At 67.1% G+C, this 18,024-nt stretch carries 18 protein-coding genes and 1 pseudogene; 11 read left to right on the top strand and 8 right to left on the bottom strand.

Annotated elements, in window-relative coordinates:
* The first annotated feature begins 209 nt into the window (after positions 1-209).
* Positions 210-716 (top strand): hypothetical protein, encoded by a 507-nt coding sequence (locus tag UCD39_RS26160; protein WP_330498563.1) that lies wholly within the window; start codon positions 210-212, stop codon positions 714-716.
* 175 nt (positions 717-891) lie between these two features.
* Positions 892-1,101 (top strand): NepR family anti-sigma factor, encoded by a 210-nt coding sequence (locus UCD39_RS26155; protein WP_145733567.1) that lies wholly within the window; start codon positions 892-894, stop codon positions 1,099-1,101.
* Positions 1,102-1,132: 31 nt separating this feature from the next.
* Here the strand turns inward: UCD39_RS26155 and UCD39_RS26150 are convergent, their stop codons facing one another.
* The 7 genes from UCD39_RS26150 to UCD39_RS26120 form a co-directional block, all read right to left on the bottom strand.
* The gene (locus tag UCD39_RS26150) at positions 1,133-3,319 is read right to left on the bottom strand and encodes a catalase (RefSeq protein ID WP_330498562.1); all 2,187 of its coding nucleotides are present in this window, start codon (positions 3,317-3,319) and stop codon (positions 1,133-1,135) included.
* Between the two features lie 100 nt (positions 3,320-3,419).
* The gene (locus UCD39_RS26145) at positions 3,420-4,457 is read right to left on the bottom strand and encodes a DNA topoisomerase IB (protein WP_330498561.1); all 1,038 of its coding nucleotides are present in this window, start codon (positions 4,455-4,457) and stop codon (positions 3,420-3,422) included.
* Positions 4,454-4,753, bottom strand: coding sequence for a PQ-loop domain-containing transporter (locus UCD39_RS26140; protein ID WP_330498560.1), 300 nt, complete (start codon positions 4,751-4,753; stop codon positions 4,454-4,456). The genes UCD39_RS26145 and UCD39_RS26140 overlap by 4 nt, the downstream gene beginning before the upstream one ends.
* Positions 4,746-5,342, bottom strand: a complete 597-nt coding sequence (locus UCD39_RS26135; RefSeq protein ID WP_330498559.1) for a hypothetical protein — start codon at positions 5,340-5,342, stop codon at positions 4,746-4,748. Before UCD39_RS26135 ends, UCD39_RS26140 begins: the two co-directional genes overlap by 8 nt.
* Entirely contained in the window at positions 5,339-6,319 is a 981-nt protein-coding gene (ligD, locus tag UCD39_RS26130) for a non-homologous end-joining DNA ligase (protein ID WP_330498558.1), read from the bottom strand. The genes UCD39_RS26135 and ligD overlap by 4 nt, the downstream gene beginning before the upstream one ends.
* Positions 6,316-7,236 carry a DUF72 domain-containing protein gene (locus UCD39_RS26125; RefSeq protein ID WP_330498557.1) on the bottom strand — a complete coding sequence of 307 codons (921 nt, stop codon included), beginning with the start codon at positions 7,234-7,236 and terminating at the stop codon, positions 6,316-6,318. The genes ligD and UCD39_RS26125 overlap by 4 nt, the downstream gene beginning before the upstream one ends.
* 25 nt (positions 7,237-7,261) lie before the next feature.
* Positions 7,262-7,411, bottom strand: coding sequence for a hypothetical protein (locus UCD39_RS26120; protein ID WP_330498556.1), 150 nt, complete (start codon positions 7,409-7,411; stop codon positions 7,262-7,264).
* A 241-nt stretch (positions 7,412-7,652) separates the two neighbouring features.
* Between UCD39_RS26120 and UCD39_RS26115 the strand changes: the two genes are divergently transcribed.
* From UCD39_RS26115 to UCD39_RS26090, 6 genes and pseudogenes are all read left to right on the top strand, one after another.
* Positions 7,653-8,258, top strand: a complete 606-nt coding sequence (locus UCD39_RS26115; RefSeq protein ID WP_330498555.1) for a biliverdin-producing heme oxygenase — start codon at positions 7,653-7,655, stop codon at positions 8,256-8,258.
* Between the two features lie 73 nt (positions 8,259-8,331).
* Positions 8,332-10,086 (top strand): annotated as a pseudogene (locus UCD39_RS26110) (GAF domain-containing protein); the annotation flags it as partial.
* Between the two features lie 155 nt (positions 10,087-10,241).
* Positions 10,242-10,637, top strand: coding sequence for a sensor histidine kinase (locus tag UCD39_RS26105; RefSeq protein WP_330498554.1), 396 nt, complete (start codon positions 10,242-10,244; stop codon positions 10,635-10,637).
* Complete coding sequence (locus UCD39_RS26100) at positions 10,624-11,067, top strand: response regulator (protein ID WP_145733574.1); 444 nt, start codon at positions 10,624-10,626, stop codon at positions 11,065-11,067. Before UCD39_RS26105 ends, UCD39_RS26100 begins: the two co-directional genes overlap by 14 nt.
* Before the next feature lie 23 nt (positions 11,068-11,090).
* Positions 11,091-13,064 carry a response regulator gene (locus tag UCD39_RS26095; RefSeq protein ID WP_330498553.1) on the top strand — a complete coding sequence of 658 codons (1,974 nt, stop codon included), beginning with the start codon at positions 11,091-11,093 and terminating at the stop codon, positions 13,062-13,064.
* Positions 13,065-13,239: 175 nt separating this feature from the next.
* Entirely contained in the window at positions 13,240-14,217 is a 978-nt protein-coding gene (locus UCD39_RS26090) for a magnesium transporter CorA family protein (RefSeq protein ID WP_330498552.1), read from the top strand.
* A gap of 35 nt (positions 14,218-14,252) precedes the next feature.
* Here UCD39_RS26090 and UCD39_RS26085 read toward each other — a convergent pair whose 3' ends face one another.
* Entirely contained in the window at positions 14,253-15,236 is a 984-nt protein-coding gene (locus UCD39_RS26085; RefSeq protein WP_330498551.1) for a 2-hydroxyacid dehydrogenase, read from the bottom strand.
* A 391-nt stretch (positions 15,237-15,627) separates the two neighbouring features.
* Here UCD39_RS26085 and UCD39_RS26080 point away from each other — a divergent pair, with 391 nt between their 5' ends.
* The 3 genes from UCD39_RS26080 (at position 15,628) to UCD39_RS26070 (ending at position 17,892) form a co-directional block, all read left to right on the top strand.
* A complete protein-coding gene (locus UCD39_RS26080; protein WP_330498550.1) occupies positions 15,628-16,098 on the top strand; it encodes a hypothetical protein in 471 nt (156 codons plus the stop codon).
* Between the two features lie 138 nt (positions 16,099-16,236).
* Entirely contained in the window at positions 16,237-17,505 is a 1,269-nt protein-coding gene (locus UCD39_RS26075) for an MFS transporter (protein ID WP_330498549.1), read from the top strand.
* Between the two features lie 126 nt (positions 17,506-17,631).
* Complete coding sequence (locus UCD39_RS26070) at positions 17,632-17,892, top strand: hypothetical protein (protein ID WP_330498953.1); 261 nt, start codon at positions 17,632-17,634, stop codon at positions 17,890-17,892.
* The last annotated feature ends 132 nt before the right edge of the window (positions 17,893-18,024 follow it).

Genomic DNA, 18,024 nt, shown 5'->3' with positions numbered 1-18,024 from the left:
GCGCCGGGGAAAGTTCCGGCCCGAGGAAACTTTCCCCGCCATCGCCGGGTTGGGACGTCGACAGCTGGCCATCGCGATCAACACGCCGTCGAAGACCAACATAAACAGGAGAGACGCCGGTCATGCCCCCGCATCGCATCCCCCCCACCGCTTCCATGCCCACCGCTCCGAAACCCACTGCTGCCGTTCCGACCGAGACCGCGGCGGAAATGATCTCGTCCCAACTTCCCTACCTGCGCCGCTACGCTCGCGCCCTAACCGGCAGCGGCGCCAGCGGCGACGCCTATGTCCGCATGGTGCTGGAGACGCTGGTGCAGGATGGCGTGGCGATCCTGGGGCCGGATGTGGACCGCGTGGCCCTGTTCCGTCTGTTCCACCGCATCTACGCCGGGGGCCATCTGGAACTGGGCGACGAGGCCCCCGAGGCGCAGACCTTGGCGCCCGGCGGGTTGCTGCGCGCCTTGCCGTGTGAACGGCGCGAGGCCCTGCTGCTGACGGCGGTGGAGGGCTTCCTGCCGGCAGAGGCGGCCTGGATCCTGGGGCTGTCGCAGGAAGCGGTGGACCGCGAAATCGACCTGGCCCGCGAGGCCTTCCGCGGTAGCCTGCGGTCGGGTGCACTGAGGCTGGAGGATGACATGACCATGAGGCTTCCCGATGCCGTCGTCGCGGCCTCCCCGCTGGCCGGGGGCGGCGGAATGGCCGCCAACGTGCATTGAGGCCCAACGTGGATTAAAGTAGCGCATGGGCGCCGGGCGGCGACTCCAGGCATGGACGACTCCAGGCATGGACACCGCCGCCGGCCCCCGCTGGCATCGCTTGGCTGCCATGGGGCGGAGGGCGCACCAGCCAACAAGGCCGCCAAGCAGGGGGCCACGACTGAAGGGGTCCCTCATGACCAAGCCGCCCAAGCCCCCCCATGGCGCGCCGCAAGGCAAACGTCCGCTGCTGACCGCCGGTACCCGGCCAATGCCACCTGGGCCGCACGACGCGTTGGAGCGGTCGTTGCGTGAGATGTTCGAGGACGAGGCGGGCGAGCCCGTCCCGCAACATCTTCTGGACCTGGTCGACCGGCTGGACACGCACAAGAAGCGCAAACACTGAAGCCGGGCGGGGCGGTCCCGCAAAGCGGCCCTCAAGCTGGCACCAGCCTGACATCACGCTGGGGAAAGCGATGACGGCGTAACGCCTCCACGAACAGCGTCAGCATTTCCTCAAGCGCTTCCCCGGTGATGACACCTTGTTCCTTCACCAGCGTCGGCAAGTGGGCGGCGGCGAGCACGCCCTCGCCCGCGTCGATGGCGGCGATGGGCTTGCCGTGCAGGAAGGCTTCATTGATGAAATGGCGGGTGTGGCCCATCTCCCCCATGGTGCTGGCCAGCCCCCCACCCAGGACGATGACGCCGTCATAAAGGACGGAAGCGGCGTTGGGTGCCGCCCGGGTGACCGGCACGGGGTTGCCATCGCCGCCGGTGATGGTGCCGGCGACTGGGGCCACAACCTCCACAATCGCCTCCTCATCCATCAGGGTTTCCTGGATGATGCTGAGTTGTTCCGCCTCCACGCCAGCGTCAACCAGCACGGCCACCTTGCGACCGCGGATGTCCTCGGCCGGACGATCCTGGCTGAGCGCGGGGGAGCGTCCAACGTCGGGTACGGATGGCGGATGCGGCTTGGCGCCGGCCAGGGATAAGCCTGTACGGGCGGAAACCGCCTGAGCGAGATCCGGGGCGATATTGCCCAGGATGTCGTCCATCACCCGCTGGCGCACCAGGGAATCGGTGCACTGGTTCAATTCAAAGGAAAAGGCGGCGGCGATGTGATCCTGCTCCCAGGTCGACATGCTGTTCCAGAACAGGGCGGCCTGGCTGAAATGGTCGCCGAAACTGGCGCTGCGGACGCGGACCTTGGCGCCATCCACCTTCTCCGCATAGCTGCGGAAGGCGTCGGCGGCCTCGGGCGACTGCATGGGGCAGCCATGGGCCAGGCTGTTGGGGAAGTAGGCAACCCGGCCCTTGTCGATCTGACGGCGGCCCATGCCGTCACGCTGGTTGTTGTCCACCGGCTGCAAGGGCCGGTTGACCGGCAGTTCCGCGAAGTTGGGGCCCACCCGCCGCAATTGGGTGTCGAGGTAGGAGAACAGGCGCCCCTGCAGCAGCGGATCGTTGGTGAAGTCGATGCCCGGAACGACATGGCCGACATGGAAGGCGACCTGTTCCGTCTCGGCGAAGAAGTTGCCCGGGTTGGCCGTCAAGGTCATCAGGCCGACGCGCCGAACCGGCACCACCTCTTCCGGGATGATCTTGGTGGGGTCCAGGATGTCGACGCCATACTTGGGCTCATCCTCCTCCTCGATCACCTGCAGGCCAAGCTCCCATTGGGGAAAGTCACCGCGCTCAATGGCGTCGAACAGGTCGCGGCGGTGGAAGTCGGGGTCCTTGCCGGCCGTCTTCTGCGCCTCGTCCCACACCTGGCTGAAGACGCCCTTCAGCGGCTTCCAGTGAAACTTGACGAAGCGCGCCCTCCCCTCGGCATTGACCAGGCGGAAGGTGTGGACGCCGAAGCCCTCCATGGTGGCATAGCTGCGGGGAATGGCGCGGTCGCTCATCAGCCACATCAGCATGTGGGCCGATTCCGGTGTGAGGGACACGAAGTCCCAGAAGGTGTCGTGGGCGGACTGGGCCTGCGGTATCTCGTTATGCGGTTCCGGCTTCACCGCGTGGATAAGGTCGGGGAACTTGACGGCGTCCTGGATGAAGAAGACCGGCATGTTGTTGCCCACCAGGTCCCACACCCCTTCCTCGGTATAGAACTTCACGGCGAAGCCCCGGACGTCCCGCACCGTGTCGGCCGACCCGCGCGAACCGGCCACGGTGGAAAAGCGCACGAACACCGGCGTTTCCTTGGCCGGGTCCTGGAACGGCGCCGCGGTCGTGAGGTCGGTCAGGGGCTCGTAGACCTGGAACACCCCATGGGCGCCAGCGCCACGGGCGTGCACCACCCTCTCGGGAATGCGCTCATGGTCGAAATGGGTGATCTTTTCCCGCAGGTGAAAGTCTTCCATCAGCGTCGGTCCGCGCGGCCCGGCGCGCAGGGAGTTCTGATCGTCGCTGACCTTGAGGCCCTGGTTGGTGGTCAGGGCGACGCCCGCCTCATGGGTATCCGCCGCCAAGTCCCGCTGTTTGGCGGTGTCGCCGCCAACGAAGGGCACGCCGGGCATCGCAGGTTTGCCGGCCGCCGGCTGAAAGGGGGCGTCCGGCGTGGGGCTGGGCGTGGGCGGCAAAGGGCGCACGGGCATGTCATCGAAGCGGGTGTCGGACATGGGGTGTCTTCTCCAGGGCGAAGCGGGAAGCGGGACGGGAAAATGGCGCGGACCGGATCGACGGGCGGGACGACGCTGGCCCCCAACCCCCTGGCAACGCTCAGGTTCCCATCTCCCGCGTCTTTTCCGCCCGGCGCAGCACCGTCAGCACCGCGCCCTCGGCCGGCGACAGTCCGGGCGGCCCGTCCCGCCGCAGGCGCAGATGGAAGCGGCCCGCCAAGTAATCGTCCATGATCACGGGGTGGACGTAGCATTGGCGGCAGACGGTCACGGTATTACCCAACCGCGCGGCCACCCCCTTCAAGGCCGCGGTCACCATGCGGCGTCCATGGGTGGGACTGGTGGGCGGCGGGCTGTCGCTCAGCGCCAGCGCCATCATCACGGTGCCCGCCCAGGTGCGGAAGTCCTTGGCCGTGATGCCCCCATCCCGCCGGTCCCCCGATGTCGCCGCACGCAGATAGGTGTTCACGTCGGCGGAACTGACCTCCCGCCGGTGACCGTCGTCATCGAGGTATTGGAACAGGGCCTGCCCCGGCAATTCCTGGCAGGCCTTGACGATGCGCGCCACGCGCCGGTCCGTCACCTTCAGGCGCCACATCTTGCCGCTTTTGCCCTTGAAGTCGAACCGCAGGGCCGATTTCTCGACACTGACATGGGCGGCCTGCAGGGTGGTCAGGCCATAGCTCTGATTGGTGCGGGCATAGTCGGCGTTGCCCACGCGGATCAAGGTGGTGCCCAACAGGTGGACGATGGTGGCCAGAACCTTGTCACGAGGCAGGCCGGGCAGCGTCAAATCCGCCGCGACGCGTTCACGGATGCGCGGCAACTGCCGCGCGAAATCGATGAGATGGTGGAATTTGGCGCCATCCCGGGCTTGGCGGAAGGCGGGATGGTAGATGTACTGCTTGCGCCCCTTGGCATCACGGCCGGTGACCTGCAGGTGGCCGTTAGGATCTGGGCAGATCCACACGTCAGTCCAGGCGGGCGGGATCACCAACGCCTTGATGCGGGCCCGCAACGCCGGTTCCCGCACCGGGCCGCCATCCGGCAGACGATAGCGAAAGCCCGACCCGCATTTGAGGCGGCGGATACCCGGCTCGCTATCGCCGACATAGACCAGGCCCACCCCGTCGCTCATTCAGCAGCCTCGGGCCGTTTCCCGGATCGGCCGATCCCGCGGCGTTGGAGAAGGTAAAGCCCCTGTCCCACGATGGCGGTGGCCAGGATCACGGCGTTGGTGGTGACGAACACCCAGTTGCCCAGCGCCCATGAGTAGACGACGAAGCCGATGGAGGTGGCGATCTGACCGGCGAACAGCCACGGCGACACCCCCTTGGTGGAGCGCTCCCGCCACTGGGTTCTGATCTGGCCGGCCAGGGTCAGGAACAGCACCAAGGCCGCCGCCCAACCGATCATGTCCACCGCCTCAGGCATGCCTTTTGCCTTCCGCCGCCCGGCGCGCGGGAACAAGGCGGCCGCCGGCGGCGCGCCATCCGCGCACCAGTTCTTCCACGAAGGGGAGAAACTCCACCACCAAGGCGGCGCCGAGGATGGTGGCGACATAGCCCACGGGCAGGTCGCCCAGCGTCCACCTCAGCGTGAACCGCGCCGGTTCTGGGCCCATCCCGACCAGGGCCAGCACCTGCTGCCAGTGCAGGGTGCCCACCAAGATCAAGGCCATCAGCGGCACCAGTTCCAGGAAACTGTGCACATGCTGCTCGATGGGTGAAACGTGCCGCCGGGTGACGGCGTAGCTGACGTCCCATAGCGCCGTCGCCTCATGCGCCAGGAAGCCCACGACCATGAGGGCGATGACCAGGGCGTTGATTTCCAGGAACAGGCACGCCAGCAAAGGCACCGCCACCTCGCTGAACATCAGCAGATGCAACAGCAATTCCTTGGCGCCGGTGGTGTGCTGAATATCGGTGGCGCGATGGCACAGCCAGTCGGCCAGGCCCGCCAGGAACCACAACGGGACGATGCCGTACATCAGCACGGCCAGGGTGACCGCTTCATGGCTCATGAGCTGTAGGCCCCCGCTCCCACCTTCACGCCCAGCACACGGCAGGCGCCGCTGCCCAGATCCTGCCGCACCTCGAAATACTGGGCCCAGGGATCGGGCCGGCGCATCAGGGCCGGGGCGTCGGCTGTCGTGTACACGTCGGCCCGCTCCGTGGCCGCCAATTCCTCCCACGTCACGGGACAGGCGATGGGTGTCCCGCCACCCGCCCGCGCCGGCTTGGCCCGGGGGGAATAGGGTGCTACGGCGGAGGCACCGCGCGCATTGCGGAAATGGTCAATGAAAATGCGGCCCTGGCGTCGCGCCTTGCTCATGGTGGCGACATAGGCGTCGGGCCGCGCCTCAACCAGCTGTTCGGCCACCGCCTTGGCGAAGGCGGACACCACCGGCCACTGCCGCCGCCCGCCCCCGGCGCCCGGCCCCAGCGGGGCGACGACGTGGACGCCCTTGCCCCCCGTCAGCAGGGGGAAGCTGGCGAGGTCCAGGGCGGCCAAGACGTCCCGCACGGCCACCGCCGCGGCCTTGACCTCGCTGAAGGGCAGGTCGGGATCGGGATCCAGGTCGAACACCAGGCGGTCCGGGGACTCCAGCTTACGCGCCTGGCTGCCCCACAGGTGCAGTTCCAGCACGCCGATCTGGGCCGCCGCAACCAGTCCGTCGACATCGGTCAGATAGACATAGTCGATGGCCCGCCCATCCTTCTCCTTCACCAACTTGCGGCGCCATTGCATCGGCGTGCCGACGGTGGCGTGGCGCTGGAAGAAGCAGGCCTGCGCTGTTCCTTCGGGGCAGCGCAGCAGGCTGAGAAGGCGGCCGGCAACCAAGGGCAACATGCGGGCCGACACCGCCCTCATGTAAGTGGCCAAGCCCTGCTTTGTGAGGTGGGACACCGGGTCCAGCACACGGTCGGCATGCGTCAACGTTACCGGGGAGCGCGCCTCAGCCGGTACGGTGTCCTTGATGGGGTCGTCATGGCTCATGCGTCCCTCCCCTCACTGCTCCCGGCGCCTGGCTTCAGGCGATCAACAAGGGCCCGGGCATCGTCGGGGGCCCGCAACTTGTCGGTGTTGTCGAAATAGAGGAAGACGTCGCGGGGCGACGGATGTGAATCCGCCGGCGGCTCGACATAGTCCCGCGGTCCATAGTCGCCCGGCGCCAGCGGCCGGCCCGCCGTCCAGGCCTTGACCCGCCGCGCCCACCGATCCAGCTCATCCACCCCGTAACCGCTGCGATAAAGCTCGCTGGACCCATGCAGGCGGCAATAGACGAAGTCGGCGGTCAGGTCCATCAGCCGCGGCCATTCGACCGTGTCGGCACACACCAATGCCACGCCATGGCGACGCAACAGATCCGTGAACGCCGGATCGCGGAAACTGTCATGGCGGATTTCGACCGCATGCCGCAGCCGGCGATGGGGGCCGGGCTGCATCCAGGCGCGGGCCTTCAGGTTGGCATCGTGGCGGTGGGCCAAATCTGCCGCGTGTTCGGTGTCGCGGGGCAGCAGCGCCAGGAAGTCGCCCAGCAAGGCGGCATCGAACCGGAAGCTGGGCGGGAACTGCCAAAGGATGGGGCCCAGCTTGTCCTCCAGCCGCAGCAGCCCGGAGGCGAGGAAATTGGCCAACGGCGCCAAGGGTTCCTTCAAGCGGCGGATGTGCGTGATGTAACGGGGCGCCTTGACGGCGAAGACGAAGCCCGACGGCGTTTCCGCCGCCCATCGGGCGAAGACGTCCGGCTTTTGCAGGCCATAGAAGGTGCCGTTGATCTCTATGCTGCGAAAGACGCCACTGGCGTATTCCAGCGCGCGCCGTTGCGGCAGGTCCGGCGGATAAAAGGCCCCGCGCCAAGGGGCATAGGTCCAGCCAGAAATACCGATACGAATATCCGCCGGGATCGCCATGATGCCGCACGCCCTCGCCGCCGCCCTACCACCACTTCCCCAGCCACCACGCCAGGACGAAAGCGATGATCACCAAGGCCAAGCTGATCAGCAGCACGGCCAACACCGGCCGTCCCAGCGTCGCCCCCCGCGCCTCACGGGCGGACAGGACGACATGATCTTTCTTGCGTTCCATCGGGGAAATCCTCCATGGCGGCCCGCGGCGGGACCCAGGTCACGGATACAGCAACCCCGGGACGGCGCGGTGGGTTCCTCGCGGGAACAGCCGGGTGACGGCGGCCAACTTCCACCAAGAGAATAGGCCAACCACCGGCACTCCCGGCCGGAGGTTTACCTTTGATAGCCGGTCGCTGTATTGAAATCCCGGCACCGGGCGTTATGTGACTTTTGGTGTTTGAACAGTGAAAGGGACGCCTGTGACGGAATTCAGAGAGGTGCTGCGCGCCGGCACGGCGGCGTGCCACGCCGCCCTGGATCAGCGGTTCGCCGGCCTGGATATCCGCCACCTGCCGGATTACACCCTGCTGCTTAAGGCCCAGCATCCCGCCTTGCGTGCCGTGGAACTGAGCCTTGAAGCCGCGGGTGTGGACGCCATCCTGCCCGACTGGCCCGAACGGCGCCGCCGGCACGCCCTTGAGGCGGATCTGGCGGCGCTGGAAGCATGGGGCGATCCGCCGGCCATCCTGGTGGAGACACCCTCGATCCGCTGCCGGGCCGAAATCCTGGGGCACCTGTACGTGCTGGAAGGAGCGCGGTTGGGGGGTGAGGTGCTGTTGCGCCGGGCCCTGGCCGGCGGAGACCCACGGATACCGCTTGCCACCCGCTTTCTGGCCCACGGCCGGGGGCGGCCGTATTGGCGTGACTTCCTGGCGCTGTTGAACGCGGAACCGTCGGACCCAACCCTTCAGGCGCAGGCCGTGGAGGCCGCGATCCTGTCCTTCGGTTTATTCCAGAAGGCGGGCGACCAGGCCCTGTACCATTATGAGGCTAGCCATGACCGCCGCCGGGTGTCAGAAAACTGAGCCGCGCCCGGCAATTGACTTAAATACTCGCAATGCGTGCGGTCAGTGGCCGTGCGGACAGATGGGATAACCCGTGGTCACGTCACACAATCCAGGACAGGGCGAAAACGGCAGGGCGGTGGATTCCCCGTCCCCGTCCGTGCCTCTGGTTCCCCAGGAATTGCTGGACCAGTGCGCCCGGGAACCCATCCGCATCCCCGGCGGCATCCAGCCGCATGGCGCGCTGGCCGTGCTTCGGCCGGCCGACCTGGTCCTGGTGCAGGCCAGCGCCAACCTGGGCGCCATCCTCGACCGTCCCGTCGCCCTGGACGGCAGCCAGACGCTGGGTGACCTGGTGGGCCCGGGCTCGGCATTGGAAGGGGATGTCGGCCGCTGGCTCGCCGGCGCGGAAGCCGGCTTCCTTGAGCAATACCAGATCGACGGCCGGACCTACCATGTCACCGGCCAGCAGGTCGCGCAGGGTGTGATCCTGGAGTTCGAGGCGTTCGATGAGGCGGAGCGGGCCCGCAACGCCAGCCTGAACCAGCTGCTGCGCAATTTCCTGGACAGGTCCGATGGCCTGACCACGGTGGCGGACATCTGCACAGGCGTCGCGGCGGAAGTGCGGGCCCTCACCGGCTTCAACCGTGTCATGGTGTACCGGTTCGATGAGGACTGGAACGGCACAGTCGTCGCGGAGGATGGCGATGGCACCCTGCCCTCCTACCTCGACCTGCGCTTTCCGGCGTCCGACATACCGGCCCAGGCGCGGGAGCTGTACCGCCTGAACCGGCTCCGCCTCATTCCCACCGCCTCATACACGCCCGTTCCGCTGGTGCCGGCCCTGTGCCCGGCGGACGGCGCGCCGTTGGACATGAGCTTCGTGGCGGTGCGCAGCGTGTCGCCGGTGCATCTGGAATATATGCGCAACATGGGGACGGCGGCCTCGCTGTCCATATCCATCGTCATCGACGGCCGGCTGTGGGGCCTGATCTCCTGCCACCATGCCCAGCCCCGCTACATTGGCCCGCCCATCCGCGCCGCCTGTGACTTCCTGGGCCGCATCGTGGCGCAGCAGATCGCGGCGCGCGAACGGGCGGCGGAAATCGACGAGCGGCTGCGGCTGAAGTCCATAGAAACGGAATTGGTGGCCCATTTGGCCCGGGCGCCCGGCTTCCAGGCGGGCCTGGTGGATTGCGCGCCCCAGTGGCTGGCCCTGACCAACAGCGCCGGCGCGGCCGTGGTCACCGACGGCATCGTGCTGTCCACCGGCAAGGCGCCCCCCATCCAGAGCATCCTGGCCCTGGCCGACTGGCTGCGGACCCGGAACATCGAGCAACTCTATTCCACCAGCAGTCTGGCGGCGGACTGGCCGCCGGGCGCGGAAATCGCGGACGTGGCCAGCGGCGTCATCGCCGTGCCCATCTCGCGCATCCATGCCAGTTTCATCTTCTGGTTCCGGCCCGAGGTGGTGGAGACGGTGCGCTGGGGCGGCGATCCCCGCGCCAGCAAGGCCGTGGATGTCGCCGGGCGGCTGCATCCCCGCCTGTCGTTCGAGGCGTGGAAGCAAGAGGTGCGGCAACGGGCCCAGCCCTGGCGCCCGGCCGAGCTGTTGAGCGCCGCCGACTTCCGGGGCGCCATCGTCAACTTCGTGCTGCAGCGGGCGGAGGAACGCGCCCAACTGACGGAGGAGCTGCAGCGGTCCAACAAGGAATTGGAGGCCTTCTCCTACTCCATCTCCCATGACCTGCGGGCGCCATTCCGCCACATCGCCGGCTACGCCGAACTGCTGGGGGAGGAGGAGCCGGGGCTGAAGGCGCTGTCCCGCCATTACCTGGACGGCATCATCGCCGCCGCCCTGTCGGCGGGCCAGTTGGTGGACGACCTGCTGCACTTCTCGCAACTGGGCCGCACCAGCCTGAAGATGACGCGCATCGACATGGCGAAGGTTGTGACCGAAATCCGCCGCAGCCTGGACATCGACGAACGGCAGCGCCAGGTGGAATGGAGCATCGGCGCCCTGCCCACCGCCTGGGGGATCCCACGCTGGTGCGCCAGGCCTTGTTCAATCTGGTGGAGAACGCCGCGAAATACAGCCGCGGCGCCAACCCGCCCCGCATCAGGATATGGGGACAGGAACGGGCGACCGATGTTCTGTACTGCGTTGAGGACAACGGCGTCGGATTCGACATGAACTACGCCAGCAAACTGTTCCAGGTTTTCCAGCGATTGCACAGGCAGGAGGATTTCGAGGGGACGGGCATCGGCCTGGCGCTGACCAAGCGCATCATCGACCGGCACGGCGGCACGCTGGAAGCCAAAGGCGCGGTCGGCCAGGGCGCCACCTTCAGCTTCACCCTGCCGAAACGCCAGACAGGAGGAAACCGTGGCATCGCTTAGACCCATCCTTCTGGTCGAGGACAATCCCGCCGACGTGGAACTGACCCTCGCCGCCCTCAGGAAAACGCAGCTGGCCAACGAGATTATCGTGGCCCGCGACGGGGTGGAGGCGCTGGAGTACATCTTCAGCGAAGGCCAGTACGCGGACCGTGAGCCGGGCGCGCCCGCCGTGGTCCTACTCGACCTCAAACTGCCCAAGGTCGATGGGCTGGAGGTGCTGGAGAAGGTGAAATCCCACCCCAAGCACCGCGCCACCCCCATCGTGATGCTGACCTCTTCCCGCGAGGAAAGCGATGTCGTCCGCAGCTATCATTACGGCGTGAATTCGTTCGTGGTGAAGCCGGTCGACTTCAAGGCCTTTTTCGAAGCGATCCGCGACCTAGGTATCTTCTGGGCGGTGCTGAACGAGCCCGTGCCTGGAGATTTTTAGTGTCCCAATCCGCGGAAAAGCCTGTGTCCCTGCTGTTGGTGGAAGACAGCGACATCGATGCGGAACTGATCGCCCACCAGTTCCGCAAAATCGACCAGCCCATTGCCATGGCGCGCGCGGCGGTGCGTCCGGAGTACGAGGCGGCCCTGGCCTCCGGCAGTTTCGACATCATCCTGTCGGATTATTCCCTGCCGGGATTCAACGGGCTGGCGGCCCTGGAATTGGCCCGGGCCCGGGACCCGTCGGTGCCTTTCATCTTCATCTCGGGGGTCATCGGCGAGGAGTTCGCGACCGAGGCCCTGCGCGCCGGCGCCACCGACTATGTGACGAAGCGCAATCTGGCGCGCATTCCCATGGTGGTGACCCGCGCCCTGCGCGAGGCGGATGACAGGCGCCAGGCCCGGAAGTCCGCCCAGGCGTTGCGGGAAAGCGAGCACCGCTTCCGCCTGATGGCGGACAGCGCGCCCGCCCTGATCTGGTCGGTGGACACCACCGGACGCATCGTCTTCGCCAACCGCCGCTTCGAGACCGAGTTCGGCGTGCCGCCGGTCCGGGTGGAAAAGGAAGGTTGGGCCGCCCTGATCCATGAGGAGGACTGGCCGGCGTTCCGGGCCACGCGCGATGCGCTGTTCCGGGACCGGGCGCTGTTCCTGGACGACATCCGCGTGCGTAAGCCCACCGGCGAGGTGCGCTGGCTGCGCTGTGAGAGCAGCCCACGCTTCGACGACGCCGGAACCTTCCTGGGCTATGTCGGCTGCGCCATCGACATCACCGAGACCAAGCTGGCGCGCGACGCGCTGGAGGCGGAGGTGGTGGCGCGGACGGAGGAATTGCGCGTCAAGGAAGAGGCGCTGCGCCAATCGCACAAGATGGAAGCCATCGGCCAACTGACCGGCGGCATCGCCCATGACTTCAACAACATGCTGGCCGGCATCGTCGGTGCCGCCGACCTGATCCAGAAGCGGGTGCGTGACGGCCGTTTCGACAGCATCAGCCGCTACGTCGACAGCATCCTGTCCTCCGCGCACCGTGCGGCGGGCCTGACCCACCGCCTGCTGGCCTTCGCCCGGCGCCAGACACTGGACCTCAAGACCGCGAACATCAACCAACTGGTCGGGTCGCTGGACGACCTGCTGCGGCGCACGCTGGGTCAGGCCATCGAGCTGGATATCGCCCTAGCACCCGATCTGTGGCCGGCCATCACCGACGCCAACCAGTTCGAAAGCGCCCTGCTGAACCTGGCCATCAACGCCCGGGACGCCATGTCGGGGGGCGGCCGCCTGACCATCCAGACCAGCAACGTCACCATCACCGCAGGCGACGAGCGCGCCTCCGCCGATCTGCAGCCGGGTGACTATGTCCTGACCTGCGTCACGGATACCGGGGTCGGTATGCCGCCGGACGTGCTGGAGAAGGCGTTCGACCCCTTCTTCACCACCAAGCCCATCGGTCAGGGCACGGGCCTGGGCCTGTCCATGATCTATGGCTTCGCCCGCCAAGTCGGCGGCCATGTCACCCTGTCGTCCACGCCGGGCCAGGGCACGACCATCTGCCTCTACATGCCCCGCGACGTCACCGCCAAAGACGGCCTGGAGAATCCCGGCGCGCGGGCGGCGGAAAATCCGCACCGGGGCCGGGGGACCGTGCTGGTTGTGGAGGATGAGCTGGTGGTGCGCATGGTGGTGGTCGACATCCTGGAGGAGCATGGATACGGCGTGATCGAGGCCGAGACGGCCGCCGACGCCCTGCCCCATCTTCAGGGCCCTGGCAGCATCGACCTGCTGCTGACCGACGTCGGTCTGCCTGGCATGAACGGCCGTGACCTGGCCGCCGAGGCGCGGCGCCTGCGCCCCGGGCTGAAGATTCTGTTCGCCACCGGCTACGCGGAGGGGGCCAGCCAGCGCTCCGCCTTCGTCGGCGCGGGGATGGATTACATCGCCAAGCCCTTTGACCTGGACGAACTGGGCCGGAAGATCCAGGCGCTGACGAAGCCGTGACGCCCCTGCGCGGCAACCTGTGCTTAGGGTCTTAGCGCCGCGGCACGGGACCAGCGAACTTGGGCACTTGGCCACGGTATCCGGGGCGACCAGCGGCGGGCATGCGATGGCGCTTGCCTTTGCCAGCGGGCGCCCTTTCTTCTTGCGGGCGTCAACCTCGGAAAGAATCCCACGCATGCTCACCCTATACCGCCTGGACAAGGGCGCCCTGACGCGACGAGAGGCGGGCGCCGACTGCCTGGCCGACGACCTTTGGATCGACATGATCGCCCCGACCAAGGAGGAAGAGGCGGCGGTCGAGGCGGCGCTGGGTGTGGAGATCCCCACCCGGGAAGAGATGCGGGAAATCGAGACCAGCAGCCAGGTTTACAAATCCGGCGACGCGCTGGTCATGACGGTACGGGTGCTGACCCGGCAGACCCCCTTGGGCCCGGCGCTGGCCGACGCCACCTTCATCCTGAGGCCGGACCATCTGGTGACGGTGCGCTATCTGGACAGCACGCCCTTTCGCACCTTCGCCGGGCGGGTGGACCAGGGCACCGACGTGCCCACCGACCCCGAGGCCATCCTGCTGGGCATCCTGACCGCCATCGTCGGCCGCGTGGCCGACGTGCTGGAGGAGGTGAAGGACGGGCTAGACACCCTGTCACGTTCCGTCTTCAGCCAAGGGGAGGATCAGTCGCCCAGCATCATCGACGCCGATTTGCAGAACGCGCTGAAGCGCATCGGGCGGAGCGGCGACCTGGCGTCCCGTGTGCGGGAGAGCCTGCACAGCCTGGCCCGCACCGTGTCCTTCCTCAAGGCGGCGGAGAAGGCCACGCCCATCGCGCCGGAAACCAAGCTGATCCTGAACACCCTGAACGGCGACATCCAGTCGCTGCTGGACTACAACCTGTACCTGGCCCAGACGACGCAGTTCCTGCTGGACTCGACCCTGGGGCTGATCAACATCCAGCAGAACGCCATCATCAAGATTTTCAGCGTCGCGGCCGTCATCTTCCTGCCGCCGACGCTGATCGCGTCCATCTACGGCATGAACTTCAAGCACATGCCGGAGTTGGATCTGATCTTCGGCTATCCGGGCGCGCTGTGCCTGATGGTCGTCTCCGCCATTCTGCCCTACTGGTATTTCCGCCGCCGGGGCTGGTTGTAGCGCCCGGCTAGCCAAGCGGTCCGCCTCCAGCCGGCTCAGCCCGCGCCCCGCGTGGGACGCGCCGGCGTCTCCGGCACGGGCGTCAGCACCGGCCGTCCCTCGGCCCAGGCCAGCAGGTTGTCCACCACCAGTTGGCCCATGGCCTGACGGGTGTGGAGGGTGGCGGAACCGACATGGGGCAGCAGCACCGCGTTATCCAGGTCCAGAAGGGCCTGGGGCACGGTTGGTTCCTGGGCGAACACGTCCAGGCCGGCGCCCAGGATGGTGCCGTCCCGCAAGGCGGCGATCAGCGCATCCTCATCCACCACCGTGCCGCGGGCGATGTTGATAAGGACGCCATCGCTGCCTAAGGCCTCCAGCACCGCGCCATCCACCAGCCCGCGCGTTTCCGGTCCGCCCGGCGTCACCACCACCAGCACGTCGACCGCCCGCGCCAGATCGAGGGGCGTGGCGTGATAGGGCAACGCCACATCCGCCTGGCGCTGGCGGCCATGATAATGGACGGCAACGCCGAAGGCGGCCAGGCGCTGGGCGATGGCCTTGCCGATTCGGCCCAGCCCCAGGATGCCCGCCGTGCGCCCCCGCAACGTGGGGGACAAGGGGAAGGCCTTCTCCAGCCACCGGCCGGCGCGCAGGTAACGCTCCGCCTGGGGCAGGCGCCGCACGGTCATCAGGATCAGGGCCAAGGCCGTGTCCGCCACCTCCTCCGTCAGCACGTCGGGGGTGTTGGTGACCGTGATGCCGTGGGCACCCGCCCACGCGGCATCGATGGCGTCATAGCCCACGCCAAAACCAGCGACACATTCCAGCCGGGCCAGACGCGCCATGAGGTCGGCGGTGACAGCGGCGGACCCGCCGGCGGCGATGGCGCGGATGCGGGGCGCCACCTCCGCCAGCAAGGCCTCGCGGTCTGCGGCCAGCCACAGCTTGCACACGCGGAAGGCCTGATCCAACCGCTCCATGACGAAGGGCATCATGGGGGCGGGCATCAGCAGGTCGATATCGAAGCGGGGTGCCATTCTGCCAGGTCCTTCTGTCATGCCCCTTGCCATCCGGGAGAAGAACCCCCAGTTCAATCCCAACGGTGACAGCCAGGTGCGGTGCCGCGCCACAATAGGACGTCGGCGGGCGGCTGTCGTCCTCGGCCGTTGGCATCCGGCGCGTGACGGCCGTGACGGATTGGTGCCCCTCCGGCATAGCTCTGCGGCCGCCATGGCGGAGTCGGGTTCCATGGGTATAGTATGGATGGAGTTGGGGTCCGGGAACGGACTGATCGCCGCGGTCGGCTGTGATGCCGGCCTTTGCTAATAGCCTCAACATGGGCTATGATTTGAGAATGATTTGCATCTACGGCGCTTGGCTGCCTCCGGGACGGGGCGGAAGCCGCCGGGGGACATGATGATGTCGTTGATGGATGCCATTGGCGGGACGATGGACCAGGCGCCGGAATTCGGGCCAGGGGAGCATTTGCTCGTCTGGGCCTTGCGCCGCATGGTGAAGGGCAAGGACTATGGCCCCTTGGTGGGGCGGGAGTTCGCCGATACCTGCGGCGAGGATGGACGTGAGGTGCTGGCCACCTTGCACACCTTCCTGCTGGCCTTGATCCATACCTGCCGGCGGGAGTTGTCCATCGGCCACCCTGGCTGCCCCAGCCTCACCGCGGACGAACGCCAGGTTCTGCTGCTGGTCGCAGCGGCGCAAAATGGCAAGGACGCGCAGTTCGATGCTCAACTGCGCTGGCTGGCCGCCGAGGAGGACCGGGCTGCGCTGGCCATGACCGCGCGGGCTTTGGCCTTTGCGCTGAGGCACAACCAGTTGACTTTGACCCCTCCCGCCTCACAGCTACCCACGACGTGCGAACGTGAGGCCCTGAGCGCCTAAGGGCCCTGGGGCCTCTCTCTGCCCCGGCGGCACAGGCGTGGATTTCGGACGGCGAGGGTGGCAGGATCGCGCCGCCATCGTCGATACGGGAACTATCGGCGCTCATGGGATTGGGTGACTTGGGGGCGCAGGGTCCGTATGGGTGTTTTGATCAAGGCGGCCTATGCCGCGCCGGCTGCCGGTTTGGCCGCCCTGGGCCTGCCGCTGCTGATATATCTGCCCGACTATTACGCAACGGTGGTGGGCCTGCCCCTGGGCTTGGTGGGTGTGGCTTTCCTGGTGGCCCGCCTGGCCGACATCGCCATCGACCCGTTAGCTGGGATTTTGATTGATCGCACCCGGTCGCGGCATGGCCGATTCAGGCTGTGGTTGGCTATGGGCACGCCCTTGCTCATGCTGTCGGTCCATGGCCTGTTCATGCCGCCAACGGGCGCCAGCTTTTCCTATCTGGCGGTGTGCCTTGCCGGCACCTACGCCGCATGGTCATTGTGTTTCGTTGCCCATCTGGGGTGGGGCGGCACGCTGTCCCGCGACTATGGCGGGCGCAACGCCATCTTCGCCTGGTGCCAGGTGCTGTTCCTGGTCGGTGGCCTCGCGGTCACCGCCCTGCCCTTGCTTCCCCCCTTGCGCACGGCGCCACAGGCGACGCTGCCCGCCATGGGGTGGTTTGTGCTCATCAGCTTTCCCCTGGGCGTGGCTGCCGCCCTGCTGCTGGTGCCGGAACGCAACGGGGGCCAACGGCCCATGCCACGTTGGCGCGACTATGGGCGCTTACTCGGGCAAGGTGCCATCGCGCGCCTGCTGGCCGCCGACTTCCTGTCCAGCACCGCCGTCTATGCCGCCGGGGGCGTTTTCTTCTTTTACTACGCCACCTTCCACGACCTCGACCGGATGCAGACGGCGGCCCTGCTGTTCGCGGTGAAGGCGGGCGCCATGGCCGGCGCGCCACTGTGGGGCTGGCTGGGCAACCGGCTGGAGAAGCACCGGGCCATGGCGCTGGGCTTCTCCGGGATGGTCCTGATGTGCCTGGTCGTACATCTGTTCCGCTGGTCCGGCCTGACGGCCGGCCTCGCCATCCTGGGGGTCTTCGGCACCTTCCTGTCCGCCGACCCGGTGCTGGTGCGCTCCATGATGGCCGACCTGGGGGACGAGCATCGGCTGATCACCGGCATCGACCAAATGGGCACGCTAGCCGCCCTGCTGTCCGTCTCCGACAAGCTGGCCGCGGCTATCGGCCCGGCGCTGGCGCTGACGGCGCTCAGCATGGCGGGATTCGACGCACACGCCCAAGCCACACAGCAAGGCGCTCCCGCCCTCCAGACGCTCGCCGCCGCCGCCGTATGGATACCCGCCGTCCTGCACGGGATGGCGGCCATACTGGTTTATACCAATTGCCGGAAATATTGACTCGACGATGCTGCGGTGGATTGAACGAACCCGCTGTCGCGGGAATGGCGCCGCTGTTGGCGTAAGAAGCCACAGATCTGAGGATTGCGGTTGTCGAAGCCCAATCCACAGACAGGATGTTCCGCGATGGCCGAGTTGAGCCCTCTTCGTCGCCGCATGATCGAGGACTGGAAGACGGATTTGGCGAGGTCGAGGCCGATCGTTACAACGGTGGACATGGCAACACCTCTGTGGCTGGAGACGCCCCACTCTCAGTTTGGGACGGGAGTGGTCCATGCCATCAAGTGGCAGACGCAGAACCGCTACATGCAGGTCGAGGCCATGGCCGAACTGACGACCAACCCAGAAACAACCCCAGCCGTCACATTCTCACCCAAAGCCGCCTGACCAACGGCCACCTCAAGCGCGCGCCGCTTTTACACCAGCTTGACGGACGCTATCGTGTCGTCTGTGAAGAATGGCGCTTGAACTGATGGTGTGGATGCCCCCTTTCCTCGGCATCGGCGGATGCCAGGCTAT

The organism is Nitrospirillum karajorum (genome assembly GCF_036348415.1).
GTDB classification, from domain to species: domain Bacteria; phylum Pseudomonadota; class Alphaproteobacteria; order Azospirillales; family Azospirillaceae; genus Nitrospirillum; species Nitrospirillum amazonense_B.
The sequence above is the reverse complement of the archived record's forward strand: the minus strand, read 5'-3'. Positions and strand labels throughout refer to the sequence as shown.